Genomic DNA, 14,831 nt, shown 5'->3' with positions numbered 1-14,831 from the left:
GGCAAGACGTCTCACTCCCAATCCCAAGAGAAAGTGAAGAATCCATGAAGAGATTCGCTCTGGCGGCAACCGCAATGGCTGCGATCGCCGTCCTCACGCTGACCGGCTGCTCCGGCGGCGACCGCGCGGGAACCGCCGCATCCGGCGACGCGGCCGCGGCGGGCTTCGCCGCAGACGCCAAGATCGGCGTCGCGCTCCCCGACAAGACGTCCGAGAACTGGGTGCTCGCGGGTGGCCTGTTCGAAGACGGTCTGAAGGAAGCCGGCTTCTCGGCGGATGTGCAGTACGCGCCGGCGACCAACACCGTCGCCGAGCAGCAGAACCAGATTTCGAGCATGATCACCAACGGCGCGAAGGTCATCGTCATCGGCGCGAAGGACGGCAAGCAGCTCGGCACGCAGCTGCAGCAGGCCGCCGACGCCGGCGTCAAGATCATCGCGTACGACCGTCTGATCGAGAACACGCCGAACGTGGACTACTACGTCGCCTTCGACAACTTCAAGGTCGGTGAGCTGCAGGGCCAGGCCCTCCTCGACGGTCTCGAGGCCCGCTCCGGGCACGGCGCACCGTGGAACATCGAGCTGTTCTCGGGCTCGCCCGACGACGCCAACTCGGCGGTCTTCTTCGACGGTGCGATGAACGTGCTGCAGCCGAAGATCGACGACGGCACCCTCAAGGTCGTCTCCGGTCAGACCGACATCCAGCAGACCGCGACGCAGGGCTGGGAGGCCGAGAACGCGCAGAGCCGTATGGACTCGCTGCTCGCGGCGAACTACACGTCCGAGACGATCGACGGCGCGCTTTCGCCGAACGATACCCTCGCCCGCGCCATCATCACCTCGGTGAAGCAGGCCGGTAAGGACATCTCCAAGTTCACCGTCACCGGTCAGGACTCGGAGGCCGAGTCGGTCAAGTCGATCATGGCCGGCGAGCAGTACTCGACGATCAACAAGGACACCTCGCTGCTCGTGGCGCAGACCATCACGATGATCAAGTCGCTGCAGGCCGGCGAAGAGCCTGAGGTCAACGACACCGAGCAGTACGACAACGGCGTGAAGGTCGTCCCCGCCTACCTGCTGCCTCCCGTGATCGTCACCAAGGAGAACGCTGCCGAGGCGTACAAGAACAACCCGAACCTCCTCGACATCGTCAACGCCGCCGGCTGACACCGCGCGACCGACACGACGGGCCCCTCCTCGGAGGGGCCCGTCTTCGTTTCTTCGCCCGGTCAGCTCGCGCTGAGCAGGTCGCGGTAGAAGCCGATCCCGCGCAGCCACACGTCGACGCGGATGCGCTCGTTGTGTGAGTGGAGCGCGTCGCGTTCGGCGCGGGTCAGGTGGAAGGGCGTGAAGCGGTACACGTGGTCGCTGATCGCCGTGAACCAGCGGCTGTCGCTGGCCCCCAGCTGGATGTACGGCGCGGTCACGATCTCGTCGCCCAGCGCGGTCGTCACCGCCGCGGCGATGCGGCGCCACGGTTCGCCGCGCCACGGCGAGACCGGAGACGGGTCGGACCCGTGGCGCACCTCGACCTCGACGGCGGGGTCGGCGACGACCCGGCGGATGCGGGCGGTGGCCGACTCGACGGTGTCGCCGGTGAGCAGCCGGATGTTGACCGACGCCTTCGCGGTCGTGGCGAGCACGTTCTCCCCCGGCGCTCCGGCGAGTTCGGTGACGACGGCCGTGGTGCGCACGAGGGCGTTCATCTCGGCGCCCAGGTGCGGGAACACCCGCGCCAGCAGCGGACCGGTGAGGGCGAGGTTGCCGAACACCGAGCGGTACGGCTCGGCCGCGTGCGGCGCCACCGTCGCGAACAGCGCCCGCACCGGGGCGGCGATGCGGACGGGGAACGGATGCCGGTGGATGCGCGAGATCGCCCGCGCCAGCCGCGCGGTCGCGGGGAACGCGGGGGGCGTGGACGCGTGTCCGCCGGCCTCGCGCACCGTCAGGAGCGCCGTCATCACGCCGCGCTCGGCGACGCCGACCATGGCCGTCGGCACCGGCACCCCGGGGACGGCCCCCTCGACCACGGCGCCGCCCTCGTCGAGCACGAGCCCCGGCCGGATCCCGCGTTCGGTCAGCAGCGCGACGATCGCGCGGGCGCCGCCGCCGGCGGTCTCCTCGTTGTGGCCGAACGACAGGTAGACGTCGCGCGCCGGCGTCCAACCGGCGGCCACGAGCTGTTCGACGGCCTCGAGGATCGCGACGAGCGCCCCCTTGTCGTCGATCGCTCCCCGCGCGTGGATCGTGGCATCCGCGCCCTCGCCGACGAGCTCGGCGGCGAACGGCGGATGCTCCCACTCCTCTTCTTTGACGGGGACCACGTCGAGGTGCGCCATGAGCACGAGCGGTGCGGATGCCGACTTCCCCGCCCAGCGGTACAGCAGCGAATGCCCGTCGACGACCTCGCGGGTGAGCGCCGCGTGGGTGCGGGGATACAACCGCGTGAGCGCGTCCCGGAACGCGCCGAACGGCGCCCAGTCGATCAGGTCCTCGTCGGTGTGCGACACCGTCGGAATCCGCAACAGCTCCTGGAACCGCGCCACCGCGGCCGCCCGCTCTTCGCTCATCGCTCGAGCCTATGCCCGCCGCCGCCCGCCCACCTCGTCCATGTCGGAGATCCGCACCGTCGTCGGAGCCTGCCGCCGCCGACATCCGACATCCGCGCGATCCTCCGACATGGATGCCGGCCCCGACACCTGAGGAGACGCCCCGCCCGAGGCCCCCGCCACTCGGCGGCGTGCACGAGGGCGTCGGTCACCGTTCGATCGTCGGCGCGTCGGCGCGTGCGTTTCTCAGGATGGATGCGACACCGCGCCGCGTCCGCCCGCGCATTGCCGGTGCCGTGGGCGACGGCGGGGCCGATCCGTCCTGAGAAGTGCGCAGCACGCGGCCCGCTCGGCGCCCGCGGGTCAGGGCCGGACGCCCACTCGCACGTGACGTCCGGTCTGAGCGAGGGCCACCGCGCGGCAGGTCGGCCAATGTCGGACGTCTGCACCGTCGTCGGAGCCTGCCGCCGCCGACATCCGACATCGGCGTGATCCTCCGACATGGATGCCGGCACGAACCCCGTGGGGACACCCCGGGGCCGGCGCCGCACCCTAGGCTCGAGTCATGACCGGACTTCGCTGGGGCATCCTCGCCACGGGCGGCATCGCCCACGCCTTCACCTCCGACCTGCGCACGGCGGGCCTGACCGTCGCGGCCGTCGGCTCGCGCCGCGCCGAGGCGGCCGCCGACTTCGCCCGCGAGTACGACATCCCGCACGCGCACGGATCGTACGAGGATCTCGTCGCCGATCCGGATGTCGACATCGTCTACATCGCGACGCCGCATCCGTCGCACGCCGAGAACGCGATCCTGGCGCTCGAGGCGGGCAAGCACGTGCTCGTCGAGAAGCCGTTCACCCTCACCGGCGACGAGGCGCAGCGCGTCGCCGATGTCGCACGCGCGAACGGCCTGCTCGCCATGGAGGCGATGTGGACGCGCTACCTGCCCCACATGGTGCGCATCCGGGAGATCCTCGCGGCGGGCACCATCGGCGAGGTGCGCGCCGTGTTCGCCGACCACACCCAGAAGATCTCCACCGACCCGACGCACCGCCTCAACGCGCTCGAGCTCGGCGGCGGCGCCCTGCTCGACCTCGGCATCTATCCGATCTCGTTCGCCTGGGACATCCTCGGCGCGCCGGTCGCCGTGAGCGCACGCGGTCGCTTGGCCGACACCGGGGCGGATGCGGAGGTGGCGACCATCGCGACGCACGCGGGCGGCGCCCTCTCGACGTCGATCTCGTCCTCCCGCGCGGCGGGCCCGAACGTCGCCACCGTGCTCGGCACGGACGGCCGTATCGAGATCGACCGCACCTGGTACTGCCCGACGACGTTCCAGGTGATCGCGCACGGCGGTACGGTCATCGAGCAGTACACGTCGGAGGTCGACGGGCGCGGCATGCAGTATCAGGCGCTCTACGCCGAGCAGCTGGTCGCGGAGGGCCGCACCGATTCCGCGCTCCTGCCGCTGGCGGAGAGCGTGGCGATCATGCGCTCGCTCGACGAGATCCGCGCGCAGCTCGGCGTGGTCTACCCCGGCGAGTGACCCGGGGCGCAGTCGGCAGGGCTCAGGCGCGATCCCGCGTCGACCACAGCGCCCAGGCGACGAGCACCGGCTGGAACAGCAGCCGCACGTAGCGCGCGCGATCGTCATCCAGTCCGAAGCCCATGCGCTTGCCGGTCGCTTGGGCGATGTTGCCGGGGAAGATCGCGACGAAGAACGCCGCCAGGATCGCCCCGACGCGCCGCCGCTCCTTCGGCAGCACCACCAGGGCAGCGCCGAGCATGATCTCCACCGCCCCCGACGCGACGACGACGCCGTCCTTGTCGATCGGGACGACCTCGGTGACGAGGTCGGGCACCTGCGCCTGGAACTCCTTGCGGGCCCAGAACAGGTGGCTGAGGCCGGCGAACACCATGCCGGCGGCGAGGAGCCATCGCGCGAACGTCTTCATCGTCCGAGTATGGAGCGCCTCGCCGCCGGTGCGGGACCCCTTGACGTCAGGCCGCGAAGGGGATCGACCCGACGAGCACGCCGACGGCGAGCATCGCGAGCGAGACGACCGTCGCACGCCACAGCACCTTCTTGTGGTGGTCGCCGAGGTTGACGTTCGCGAGCGAGACCAGCAGCAGGATGGCGGGTACGAGGGGGCTCTGCAGGTGCACCGGCTGCCCGGTGATCGAGGCGCGCGCCATCTCGACGGGGGCGATGCCGAAGTGCGACGCGCTCTCGGCGAGCACCGGCAGGATGCCGAAGTAGAACGCGTCGTTCGACATGAAGAACGTGAACGGGATCGACAGGATGCCGGTGATCACGGCCAGGAACGGCCCGAGCGAGGCGGGGATCACCGACGTGATCCATGCGGCCATCGCGTCGACCATGCCCGTGCCGCCGAGCACGCCGACGAGCACACCGGCGGCGAGCACCATCGACACGACACCGACGATCGACGGGGCGTGGGCGACGATCTCGTCGCTCTGCTGCTTGAGCTTCGGGAAGTTCACGAGCAGCGCGATCGCCGCGCCCACCATGAACACGTACGCCAGCGGGAACAGGTCGAGCACGAGAAGCACCATGACCGCGGCCGTGAGCGCGAGGTTGAACCAGATGAGCTTGGGGCGCAGGGTCGCACGGTTCGGGTCGAGCATCGTGTCGGCCATCGCGGTGTCGGCCGGGTCGATCGCGGCGGCGGGCGCCAGACGGGTGCGTCCGCCGCGCACGGTGACGAGGTTGCCGGTGCGCAGGCTCGCCGCCGCTCCCGGCTTCGTCTCCGCGCCGCGGAACAGGCTCGGCGCGTCGAGCCGTCCGGATGCCGCTCCCCCGGCACGGCCCGTTCCACCGGCATCCGCGGCCCGCTCGATGCGCGACAGGTCGACGACACCGGCCAGGCGACGCCGCTCGGAGAGCCCCAGGAACCACGCGAAGGCCAGGGCGATGACGATGCCCGTCGCCAGCGACGGCAGCATCGGCACGAACACCTCGGTCGGCTGCAGCCCCAGGGCCGTCGCCGCGCGCACGGTCGGACCGCCCCAGGGGACGATGTTGAGCGTGCCGTTCATGAGACCCGCGACGCACGTGAGCACGACGGGGCTCATCCCGAGGCGCAGATAGATGGGCAGCATCGCGGAGGTCGTGATGATGAACGTCGTCGACCCGTCGCCGTCGAGCGAGACGGCTCCGGCGAGGATCGCGGTGCCGAGCACGACCTTCGCGGGGTCGTCGCCGAGCAGCCGCGTGATGGCCCGGATGAGCGGGTCGAACAGGCCGACGTCGATCATGATGCCGAAGTACATGATCGCGAACATCAGCAGCGCGGCCGTCGGCGCCATGTTGCCGATCGCGTCGAGGATCATGTCGCCGAGCCCGAACCCCGCCCCGGCGAACAGGCCGAAGACGGTCGGCACGACGATGAGGGCGACCATCGGGGTCAGGCGCCGGGTCATGATGAGCGCCATGAAGGTGAGCACCATCGTGAAGCCGAGGGCCACGAGCACCCCGTCGGCGGGCGTGTAGGCGAGGGCGTACCCCTCGTCGGCGGCGGCCGCGGCGAGCGCGGCGGGGATCGGTGACATCTCGACTCCTTCGTCTGTGTCCACGTGCGCCGTGGAAGGGATCCCCCGACGGTAGGCGTCGAGGCCGACGGCCGCGCGCTTGGTCGCATTCCCGCACGTTCTGCGCGTACCGTGGGTTGCGCGCATTCTGCTCACGGACGATCGCCCGACGGATGCCGGAAGGAGACGACCATGCGGTTCACCACGCGCGTGCTCCTGCTCCAGCTGGCCACGGTCGCCGCGGTCGTGGCGCTGTGCACCGTCGTGTTCGTGCTGCTCGGGCTGCAGCAGCTGCGTGCCGAGGCCGAGGCGTCCGCGCTCAACATCGCCCGCACGATCGCCGCCGATCCGCAGGTGCGCGCCGATGTCGCCGCCGCGAGCGCCGATCCCGGCACCCCGGCCGCCGAGGCGCTGCGGGGCGGCCCCCTGCAGGCGTATGCGGGTGCGGTGACCGCGCGCACCGGGACCCTGTTCGTCGTCATCGCCGACGACCACGGCATCCGCCTCGCCCACCCCGATGCGAGCCTGCTCGGGCAGCGGGTGAGCACCGATTACCTCGAGGTGCTCGCCGGCAACGAGGTCGTCAGCTGGGAGCGGGGCACGCTGGGGGTCTCTGCCCGTGCGAAGGTGCCGGTGCTGCCGCCCGAGGGCGGCGACCCCGTCGGCGAGGTCAGCGTGGGGTTCGAGCCGGCGAGCGTGTTCGACGACCTGCCCGCGCTGCTGATCGGTGTCGCGGCGGCCGCAACCGGGGCGCTGGCCCTCGGCGCTCTGGCCGCGGTGCTGCTGCGGCGCCGCTTCGAGCGCCTCACGCTCGGGCTGCAGCCTGAGGAGCTCGTCGCCCTCGTCCAGAACCAGGCCGCCGTCCTCGACGGGGTCGGCGACGGTGTCGTCGCGCTCGATCCGGACGGCATCGTGCAGGTGTGCAACGACGACGCGGCGCGCCTGCTCGGCATCCCGGATGCCGTCGGCCGCCGCTTCGACGACCTCGGGCTGCCCGTCGCCGTCACGGCCGCCGTCGCCGACGGCACCGCCGGAGACGGGGTCGTCGTCGGCGACCGGGTCCTTTTCGTCGACGCCCAGCCCGTGCACCGCGCCGGGCGGCACCTGGGATCGGTGCTCATCGTCCGCGACCGCACCGACATGCTCGCACTCAGCGAGCGGCTCGAGTCGGTGCGAGCCCTCACCGGCGCCTTGCGTGTGCAGCGCCACGAGTTCGCGAACCGGTTGCACGCGGCGACGGGACTGATCGACGCGGGGCGCATCGCCGACGCGCGCGCCTTCCTCGCCGCTCAGCAGGAGCGCGGCCCCGTCGACTTCGCCGTGCCGGGGATCGACCTCGTCGGCGACCCGGTGCTGCAGTCGCTCGTCGGCGCGAAGGCGCTCGAGGCCGCCGAGCGCGGCGTGCTGCTGCGCGTGGGCGACGACACGCTGCTCGTGCGCACCGTCGTCGACGTGGAAGACGTCGCCGCGGTCCTCGGGAACCTCGTCGACAACGCCGTGACGGCCGCCGTCGCGGCGCCCGAACCGCGCTGGGTGGAGCTGACGCTGCTGGGCGACGAGACCGACCTCGTGATCACGGTCGCCGACTCCGGCGCGGGCCTCGCCCCCGACGCCACGCCCTTCGCGCGCCGCGGCGCCGACGACCGCGACCGCTTGCACGGGCTCGGCGTGGGTCTTCCCCTCTCCCGCGACCTCGCACGCCGTCGCGGCGGCGAGGTCTGGATCGTCGACCCCGGCGGCGGAGGCAGCGGAGCCGTCGTCGCCGCCACCCTGCCCGGCGTGCTCGACGGAGCGGACACGCGACCGCCGCCGCCGACCACTCCACCACCGCCACCCGAGAGGCCCTCGTCATGACCGAGCCGATCCGCGTCCTCGTCGTCGACGACGACTTCCGCGTCGCCGGCCTGCACCGGGACGTCGTCGACGCGCATCCCGGATTCGTCGCGCTCACTCCGGCGCGGACCCTCCACGACGCTGCCGCGACGATCCGTGCCGAGAAGCCGCAGCTGCTCCTCATCGACGTGCACCTTCCCGACGGCGACGGGATCGCCTTCCTCGCCGATCACGACGTGGACGGGTTCGTCCTGTCCGCCGAGACCTCCTCGGCCGCCGTCCGCCGTGCACTGCGCGCCGGCGCCCTCGGCTACCTCGTGAAACCGTTCGATCGGCGCGCCCTCGTCGACAGGCTCGACCGCTACCTGCGTCACCGCAACCTGGTCGCGCCCGCGAGCCTGTCGCAGGGCGACATCGACCGCGCGCTGGCCGCGCTCCACGGCGGCGTCGACGGCGGGTCGCTCTCCCGCGGCGCGACCGAGCAGCTGATCCTCGACGCGCTCGGCGCCGACGAGGCGTCGGCCACCGAGATCGCCGAGCGCACCGGCATCTCCCGCGCCACCGCCCAGCGGCATCTGTCCGCGCTCGCCCAGCGGGGCGGCATCCGCGTGCGGCTGCAGTACGGCACGACCGGACGCCCCGAGCACCGGTACGCGGCGACGGCCACCCCGCCCGGCGCAGCGGGGCGCGACCGCGCCGATCGTTAGGCTGGAAGGGTGAGCAGCGCGGCATCCCGCACACCCGACTCCCCGTGGATCCACCGGATGCCGGACGGCACGGTGAAGCAGGTCGGACCGCTCACCGGAACCGCCGTCTGGACCGTGCCGGGGCGCGCGAACCGTCCCCTCGCGGCGCCCCGCAGCGAGCCGCGAGCACTCGAGCCGGGCGAGGCGACGCGGCTGTGCGCGTTCTGCAGCGACCGCTACCTCGAGACGACCCCCGAGAAGGCGCGGCTGGTCGGCCCGGCATTCGAGGAGAAGCGCCGGGTCCCCGCGTCCGCCCTCGGCGACGAGGTGGCCGAGTTCCGCCGGTTCGCGAACCTGTTCGAGATCGTCTCGGCCGAGTACTGGCGCGAGAACCACGGATTCCGTCAGCCGGCCGCCGTGTTCGAGTGGGCGCAGCAGTACCTCGCCGATCCGGTCGGCCGCGAGCACATCGCGGCACTGGCGGGTATCCGGGCCGCCTCGTCGGGTTCGGAGGTGTCGATCGAGGAGGCCGCCCTCGACCTGCTCGGCGGCTCCCATGACGTCGTCGTCGCGCGTCGTCACGTCGTCGACGGCGCCACGACCGACGACGAGCTCGTCTCCTCCGGTGAGCTCACCCCCGACGAGCACGCCGCCTACATGGACTTCACGGTCCGCGCGCTCGCCGAGATCGAGGCGGCCCAGCCCCACGCCGCGTACGTCGCGGTGTTCCAGAACTGGCTGCGCCCGGCGGGCGCCTCCTTCGAGCATCTGCACAAGCAGCTCGTCGCGATCGACGAGCACGGGCCGCAGGTCGACCGCGAGCTGCGGATGCTGGCATCCGATCACCTGCTGTACCAGCACCGCATCGCCGACGTCGCGGCCGCGCAGGGCCTGATCGTCGCCGCCGTCGACGGCGCCGTGGCCTTCGCGGGCGTGGGGCACCGCTATCCGTCGTTCGAGATCTACTCGACCGCGGCGCAGAATCTGCCGCACGAACATTCGCCGGACGGGATCCGCGCCGTCTCCGACCTCGTCCACGCCCTGCACGCCGCCACCGGCGTGCACGTGCCCACCAACGAGGAGTGGCACTACCGCCCCCCGCAGGCCTCGTGGCCGATGCCGTGGCGGGTCGTGCTCAAATGGCGCGTCTCGACGCCGGCCGGGTTCGAGGGCGGCACCAAGGTGTACGTGAACACGATCGACCCGTGGGAGCTGCGCCGTCGCGCCGTCGCCGAACTCGAACGACTGCGCGATGCGGGTCGCCTCGCGCCCGGCGTCCGCGTCGGCGACGAGTGCACACCGGACGACGCGCGGCTGCACTACGCGGACGGGGTCGCGTGAGCTTCCCGTTCGAGCGCCTGCGCCGCTTCCCCGACATCGAGGCCGACGACCTGGTCGCCGCCGACGCCGCCGACCGGCTCATCCTCGACGAATCCGCCCCGCAGCGGGAGGGTCTGGGCCCCGGCGAGCTGGTCGTCATCGGTGACGGTTATGGCGCACTGACCCTCGCCTCGCTCGCCGACGGCGCCCCCGACGTGCGCGTGCATCAAGATACCGTGACCGGCGAGCGCGCCCTCGCCGCCAACGCCGCGGCGCTCGGCCTCGCCGGATACACCTCGCTCCCGCTGGATGCGCGGCTCCTCCGCGGCGCACGGGTGGTGCTGCTGCGTCTGCCGCGCGCGCTCGACGCCCTCGCCGACATCGCGGGGCTCATCGCCGCCCATGCGCGCGAGGACGTCGTCGTGGTCGCCGGCGGACGCCTCAAGCACATGACGCCGACGATGAACAACGTGCTGCGCACGGTCTTCGGCCGAGTCGACGTCAGCCATGCGCGTCAGAAATCGCGGGTGCTGATCGCCCGCTCCCCCCACGACGGTCACGACCCGGTGCCGCGCGTCGAGCGTGTCGACGGGATCGAGGTGCACGCGTTCGGCGGGGCGTTCGCCGGCCCCCGCATCGACATCGGCACGCGGCTGTTGCTGCGCTCCCTCCCCGACACGCCCCCGGGCGGCACGGCAGAGGACCCCCTCATCGACTTCGCGTGCGGCACCGGCGTCGTCGCCACGACCCTGGCGCTGCGGCATCCGGGTGCGGCCGTCTACGCGTCGGACACGTCGGCCGTCGCGGTGGCGTCCGCACGTGCGTCGGTGGCCGCGAACGGAGTCGCCGCGCAGGTGCGCGTCGCGCAGGACGACCTGCTGAGCGCCCGGGCGGATGGCAGCGCGTCGTTCATCGCCCTGAACCCGCCGTTCCACAGCGGCGCGGCCGTGACCGACCGTCTCGCGCCGCGGCTGTTCGCCGACGCGGGCCGAGTGCTGCGCCCGTGGGGCGAGCTGTGGTGTGTGTGGAACACGCCGCTCGGCTATCGGCCGATGCTGGAGCGTCTCGTGGGTCCGACCCGCCAGGTGAGCCGCAACCCGAAGTTCACCGTGACGGTGTCGCTGCGCCGCTGAGACGCCCGGCACCACTGACTCCCCCGGCACCACTGGCGCCGCGGCCGGCCCACAGGGCCCAGGCCACCAGCACCGGCTGCAGGAACAGCCGCGCGAAGCGGCGGGCGTCGGTGTCCAGACCCGGCGCGGAGACGCCGGTGCGCCACTGGTGCACGTTGCCGGGGAACACGGCGACGAAGAACGCGGCGATCGCCGCGCCCACCCGGGTGCGTTCGCGCGGCAGCGCCACGAGCGCCGCCCCCAGGCCCACCTCGACGACGCCGGAGACCACGACGATCGTGTCCTCGTCGGTGCGCAGCATCCGCGTCGCCCAGTCCGGCACCGCGATGCGGAACCCGCGGCGCAGGGTCGTCAGGTGCAGCACCCCCGCGGTCACGAGGAGGACGGCGAGCAGCCAACGTGCGACGGTGCGGAGCATCCCCTGACCCTAAGCCGTGGCGGCGTGGCTGTGTCATGTGGGGTCAGTGCGAACCGCCGGGAGGGCCGACCAGCAGCAGCACCGCGAAGACGGCGGCGATGAGCACCGCGAGGCCGACGAAGAGCACCCACGGCCGGCGCAGGAACCACGCGAGGATCCCGTCGTACCAGCGTGCGTCGGGTGCCTCCGCCGACGGGGCGGTGCGCCAGGTTCCGGCGAGCAGACCGCGGCGGTGCAGCACGATCTCGGCGGGGATCGTCGCGTAGGGGACGACGGCCGACACGAGCGCGGCGAGCGTCGGCCCGAGACGCCAGCGGCTGTTGAGTGCGACGAGGATCACGGTCGCGCCGTAGGAGAGGAACACGAACCCGTGGATGCCGCCGCCGATGGTCACGGCGATGTTCCAGCCGAGGGTGGCCCGCAGGATGAGCCCGGCGATCAGCAGCGTCCACGAGACCACCTCCGCGAAGGCGAGGGTGCGGAAGAGCGTCTGAGGAGTCCGGAACATTCCTTCAGCCTAACTGAAGCCTGTCGATGGCCCGGACGCCCGCGGACCGGAGGAGTTCAGACGATGCCGGCGCGGATCCCGTCCAACGACGCCGCGACCTTCGGCAGTCGCTGGGTGAGGGCGCCGTCCAGCTGCGCGAGCCGGTCGCGCGCCTCGGTGAGCACGCGCGCCCCCTTGACCGTCACGTGGAGGTCGGAGGCCGCTCCCGCGTGCGCGGTGGCGTCCTGCACGAGACCTTCGTCGACCAGGGTCTTCACCGCGGTGTGTGCGGACTGCACGGTGATGTGGGAGCGGCGGGCGAGCTCCGAGAACGAGATGCCGGGCTCGGCGTAGATGTGTCCGAGCAGTCCGAACTTGCGGGTCGTGATGCCGAGGTCCCTGAGCACGGCGGCCAGCTGGGTCTCCCACATCGCCGACACCGCGAGCAGCGCGATGACGGGACTGAAACGCGGGCTCTCCTGGCTCATGCGATCATGCTAGCGAGACCCCCGGATGTCGGCGGTCCGGCGTACCGTGAAATCACGACAGCGAGCCCCACCTCGGGCTGCGTTTCGTGCAGCTCACCCCACCCGGCTCGGCCTGCTCGATCGTGGCCGACGCGGATGCCGCGCTCGCCGCGCTGCGCGAGGTCGACGTCGAGGCCGACGGCGTCGACGAGCAGGACTGGGGCCGATTCGTGTCGTTCGCCGACCCCGACGGCAACCGGTGGACGCTGCAGCAGCTTCCGGCGCGCGACTGAGCCGCGCACGACTCAGCGTCGCGTGTCAGCCCGCCGGGACGAGCGTGGCGGTGTCGATCACGAACCGGTAGCGCACGTCCGACGACAGCACGCGCTCGTATGCCTCGTTGATGCGGTCTGCGGAGATGACCTCGACGGCGGGCGCGATGTCGTGCGCTGCGCAGAAGTCGAGCATCTCCTGCGTCTCGGTGATCGAGCCGATGCTCGACCCCGCGAACGTGCGGCGGTTGCCGAACAACGTGAACACGTGCAGCGGCAGCGCCTCGGGCGGAGCGCCGACGTTGACCATCGTGCCGTCCAGACGCAGCAGACGCAGGTACGCGTCGAGGTCGAGCGGCGCGCTCACGGTGTTGATGATGAGGTCGAACGAGTTGCGCAACCCACGCAGCACCGACGGGTCCTTCGTCGCGAGGTGCCGAGCGGCGCCGAACGCGAGACTGTCGGCCTCCTTCGCGGTGGTCTGCGAGAGCACGGTGACCTCCGCGCCGAGCGCGGCGGCGATCTTCACGGCCATGTGGCCGAGCCCGCCCATCCCGACGACGGCGACCTTCTTGCCGGGGCCCGCCTGCCAGTGCGCGAGCGGCGAGTATGTCGTGATGCCGGCGCACAGCAGCGGTGCTGCGGCGTCGTACGGGATGGACTCGGGCACCCGCAGCACGAAGTCCTCATCGACGACGATGTGCGTCGAGTAGCCGCCCTGCGTGATGGTGCCGTCCCGGTCGACGGCGGCGTAGGTGCCGGTGTTGCCCTTCAGGCAGTAGTTCTCCATCCCGGCACGGCAGTTCTCGCACTCCCGGCACGAGTTCACCATGCAGCCGACGCCCACGCGATCGCCGACGGAGTGCTTCGTGACGGCCGAGCCGACCTCGAGCACTTCGCCGACGATCTCGTGTCCGACCACCTGCGGGTAGGCGATGTCGCCCCAGTCGCCGCGGACGGTGTGGATGTCGGAGTGGCAGATCCCGGCGTAGCGGATGGCGATGAGCACGTCCCGCTCCCCCACGTCGCGACGCTCGATCGTGGTGGCCACGAGCGGCTCGGTCGCCGAGGGGGCGGCGTAGGCGTGGACGGTGCGCATCGTTCTCCTCATTCCCGGGACGACGAGATCAGAAGTCCCAGTCGTCGTCCTCGGTGGCCTCCGCCTTGCCGATGACGTAGCTCGAGCCCGACCCGCTGAAGAAGTCGTGGTTCTCGTCGGCGTTCGGCGAGAGCGCAGACAGGATCGCCGGGTTCACGTTGGTCACCGTCGACGGGAACATGGCCTCGTAGCCGAGGTTCATGAGCGCCTTGTTCGCGTTGTAGTGCAGGAACTTCTTGACGTCCTCGGTGAGACCGACGGCGTCGTAGAGGTCCTGGGTGTACTGCACCTCGTTGTCGTAGAGCTCGTACAGCAGCGAGAACGTGTAGTCCTTGATCTCGTCGCGCTCGGCCTGCGAGACGCGCTCGAGGCCCTTCTGGAACTTGTACCCGATGTAGTACCCGTGCACGGCCTCGTCGCGGATGATGAGGCGGATGATGTCGGCCGTGTTGGTGAGCTTGGCCTTCGCCGACCAGTGCAACGGGAGGTAGAACCCGGAGTAGAAGAGGAAGGACTCGAGCAGCGTCGAGGCGACCTTCCGCTTGAGGGGCTCGTCACCGCGGTAGTAGTCCATGACGATCTGCGCCTTCTTCTGCAGATTCGGGTTCTCCACCGACCAGCGGAACGCGTCGTCGATCTCGGGCGTCGAGCACAGCGTCGAGAAGATCGACGAGTAGCTCTTCGCGTGCACCGACTCCATGAACGCGATGTTCGTGTAGACGGCCTCCTCGTGCGGGGTGATCGCGTCGGGGATGAGCGAGACGGCGCCGACCGTGCCCTGGATGGTGTCCAGCAGGGTGAGGCCGGTGAACACGCGCATCGTGAGCGTCTGCTCTTCGGGCGTCAGCGTGTTCCACGACTGGATGTCGTTGGACAGCGGCACCTTCTCGGGCAGCCAGAAGTTGTTCACGAGACGGTTCCAGACCTCGAGGTCCTTGTCGTCCTGGATGCGGTTCCAGTTGATCGCCTGCACGTGGTCGACGAGCTTCAGCGGTTCGTGGGGGGTCATCTTCCTG

14 protein-coding genes and 1 pseudogene are annotated in these 14,831 nt (G+C 71.3%); 7 read left to right on the top strand and 8 right to left on the bottom strand.

Going from position 1 to position 14,831, the window contains the following annotated elements:
• Positions 1–44 precede the first annotated feature (44 nt).
• Positions 45–1,166: a substrate-binding domain-containing protein gene (locus tag C7474_RS05195; protein ID WP_121057942.1), complete on the top strand. Its 1,122-nt coding sequence runs from the start codon at positions 45–47 to the stop codon at positions 1,164–1,166.
• Positions 1,167–1,228: 62 nt separating this feature from the next.
• Here the strand turns inward: C7474_RS05195 and C7474_RS05190 are convergent, their stop codons facing one another.
• Complete coding sequence (locus C7474_RS05190; RefSeq protein ID WP_121057941.1) at positions 1,229–2,569, bottom strand: M20/M25/M40 family metallo-hydrolase; 1,341 nt, start codon at positions 2,567–2,569, stop codon at positions 1,229–1,231.
• Between the two features lie 544 nt (positions 2,570–3,113).
• On the opposite strand from C7474_RS05190, the gene C7474_RS05185 reads away from it, so the two are divergent.
• Complete coding sequence (locus C7474_RS05185; protein WP_121057940.1) at positions 3,114–4,094, top strand: Gfo/Idh/MocA family protein; 981 nt, start codon at positions 3,114–3,116, stop codon at positions 4,092–4,094.
• A gap of 22 nt (positions 4,095–4,116) precedes the next feature.
• Here C7474_RS05185 and C7474_RS05180 read toward each other — a convergent pair whose 3' ends face one another.
• Positions 4,117–4,503, bottom strand: coding sequence for a DoxX family protein (locus C7474_RS05180; RefSeq protein WP_121057939.1), 387 nt, complete (start codon positions 4,501–4,503; stop codon positions 4,117–4,119).
• A 46-nt stretch (positions 4,504–4,549) separates the two neighbouring features.
• Positions 4,550–6,121: a CitMHS family transporter gene (locus tag C7474_RS05175; RefSeq protein ID WP_121057938.1), complete on the bottom strand. Its 1,572-nt coding sequence runs from the start codon at positions 6,119–6,121 to the stop codon at positions 4,550–4,552.
• A 171-nt stretch (positions 6,122–6,292) separates the two neighbouring features.
• Here C7474_RS05175 and C7474_RS05170 point away from each other — a divergent pair, with 171 nt between their 5' ends.
• Genes C7474_RS05170 through C7474_RS05155 form a run of 4 tightly spaced genes read left to right on the top strand, consistent with a single transcriptional unit; the run spans position 6,293 to position 11,072 of the window.
• Positions 6,293–7,954: a sensor histidine kinase gene (locus C7474_RS05170; protein ID WP_121057937.1), complete on the top strand. Its 1,662-nt coding sequence runs from the start codon at positions 6,293–6,295 to the stop codon at positions 7,952–7,954.
• A complete protein-coding gene (locus tag C7474_RS05165) occupies positions 7,951–8,640 on the top strand; it encodes a response regulator (protein ID WP_121057936.1) in 690 nt (229 codons plus the stop codon). The genes C7474_RS05170 and C7474_RS05165 overlap by 4 nt, the downstream gene beginning before the upstream one ends.
• Before the next feature lie 57 nt (positions 8,641–8,697).
• Positions 8,698–9,960 (top strand): DUF4921 family protein, encoded by a 1,263-nt coding sequence (locus tag C7474_RS05160; RefSeq protein ID WP_121059235.1) that lies wholly within the window; start codon positions 8,698–8,700, stop codon positions 9,958–9,960.
• Positions 9,957–11,072, top strand: a complete 1,116-nt coding sequence (locus C7474_RS05155) for a class I SAM-dependent methyltransferase (protein WP_121057935.1) — start codon at positions 9,957–9,959, stop codon at positions 11,070–11,072. The genes C7474_RS05160 and C7474_RS05155 overlap by 4 nt, the downstream gene beginning before the upstream one ends.
• Here the strand turns inward: C7474_RS05155 and C7474_RS05150 are convergent.
• Genes C7474_RS05150 through C7474_RS05140 form a run of 3 tightly spaced genes read right to left on the bottom strand, consistent with a single transcriptional unit; the run spans position 11,044 to position 12,465 of the window.
• Entirely contained in the window at positions 11,044–11,490 is a 447-nt protein-coding gene (locus tag C7474_RS05150) for a DoxX family protein (RefSeq protein WP_241965121.1), read from the bottom strand. The genes C7474_RS05155 and C7474_RS05150 overlap by 29 nt on opposite strands.
• Positions 11,491–11,533: 43 nt before the next feature.
• On the bottom strand, positions 11,534–11,998 hold the full coding sequence (locus C7474_RS05145; RefSeq protein WP_121057934.1) for a DUF3817 domain-containing protein: 465 nt from the start codon (positions 11,996–11,998) through the stop codon (positions 11,534–11,536).
• 56 nt (positions 11,999–12,054) lie between these two features.
• Positions 12,055–12,465: a MarR family winged helix-turn-helix transcriptional regulator gene (locus C7474_RS05140; RefSeq protein WP_121057933.1), complete on the bottom strand. Its 411-nt coding sequence runs from the start codon at positions 12,463–12,465 to the stop codon at positions 12,055–12,057.
• Positions 12,466–12,515: 50 nt separating this feature from the next.
• On the opposite strand from C7474_RS05140, the pseudogene C7474_RS05135 reads away from it, so the two are divergent.
• Positions 12,516–12,737 (top strand): annotated as a pseudogene (locus C7474_RS05135) (VOC family protein); the annotation flags it as partial.
• Positions 12,738–12,762: 25 nt separating this feature from the next.
• On the opposite strand, the gene C7474_RS05130 reads toward C7474_RS05135, so the two are convergent.
• On the bottom strand, positions 12,763–13,815 hold the full coding sequence (locus C7474_RS05130; protein ID WP_121057932.1) for an NAD(P)-dependent alcohol dehydrogenase: 1,053 nt from the start codon (positions 13,813–13,815) through the stop codon (positions 12,763–12,765).
• Between the two features lie 28 nt (positions 13,816–13,843).
• Positions 13,844–14,824 (bottom strand): class 1b ribonucleoside-diphosphate reductase subunit beta, encoded by a 981-nt coding sequence (nrdF, locus tag C7474_RS05125; RefSeq protein ID WP_121057931.1) that lies wholly within the window; start codon positions 14,822–14,824, stop codon positions 13,844–13,846.
• Between the last annotated feature and the right edge of the window lie 7 nt (positions 14,825–14,831).

The sequence above is a fragment of the Microbacterium telephonicum genome (assembly GCF_003651225.1).
Lineage (GTDB): Bacteria > Actinomycetota > Actinomycetes > Actinomycetales > Microbacteriaceae > Microbacterium > Microbacterium telephonicum.
The sequence above is the reverse complement of the archived record's forward strand: the minus strand, read 5'-3'. Positions and strand labels throughout refer to the sequence as shown.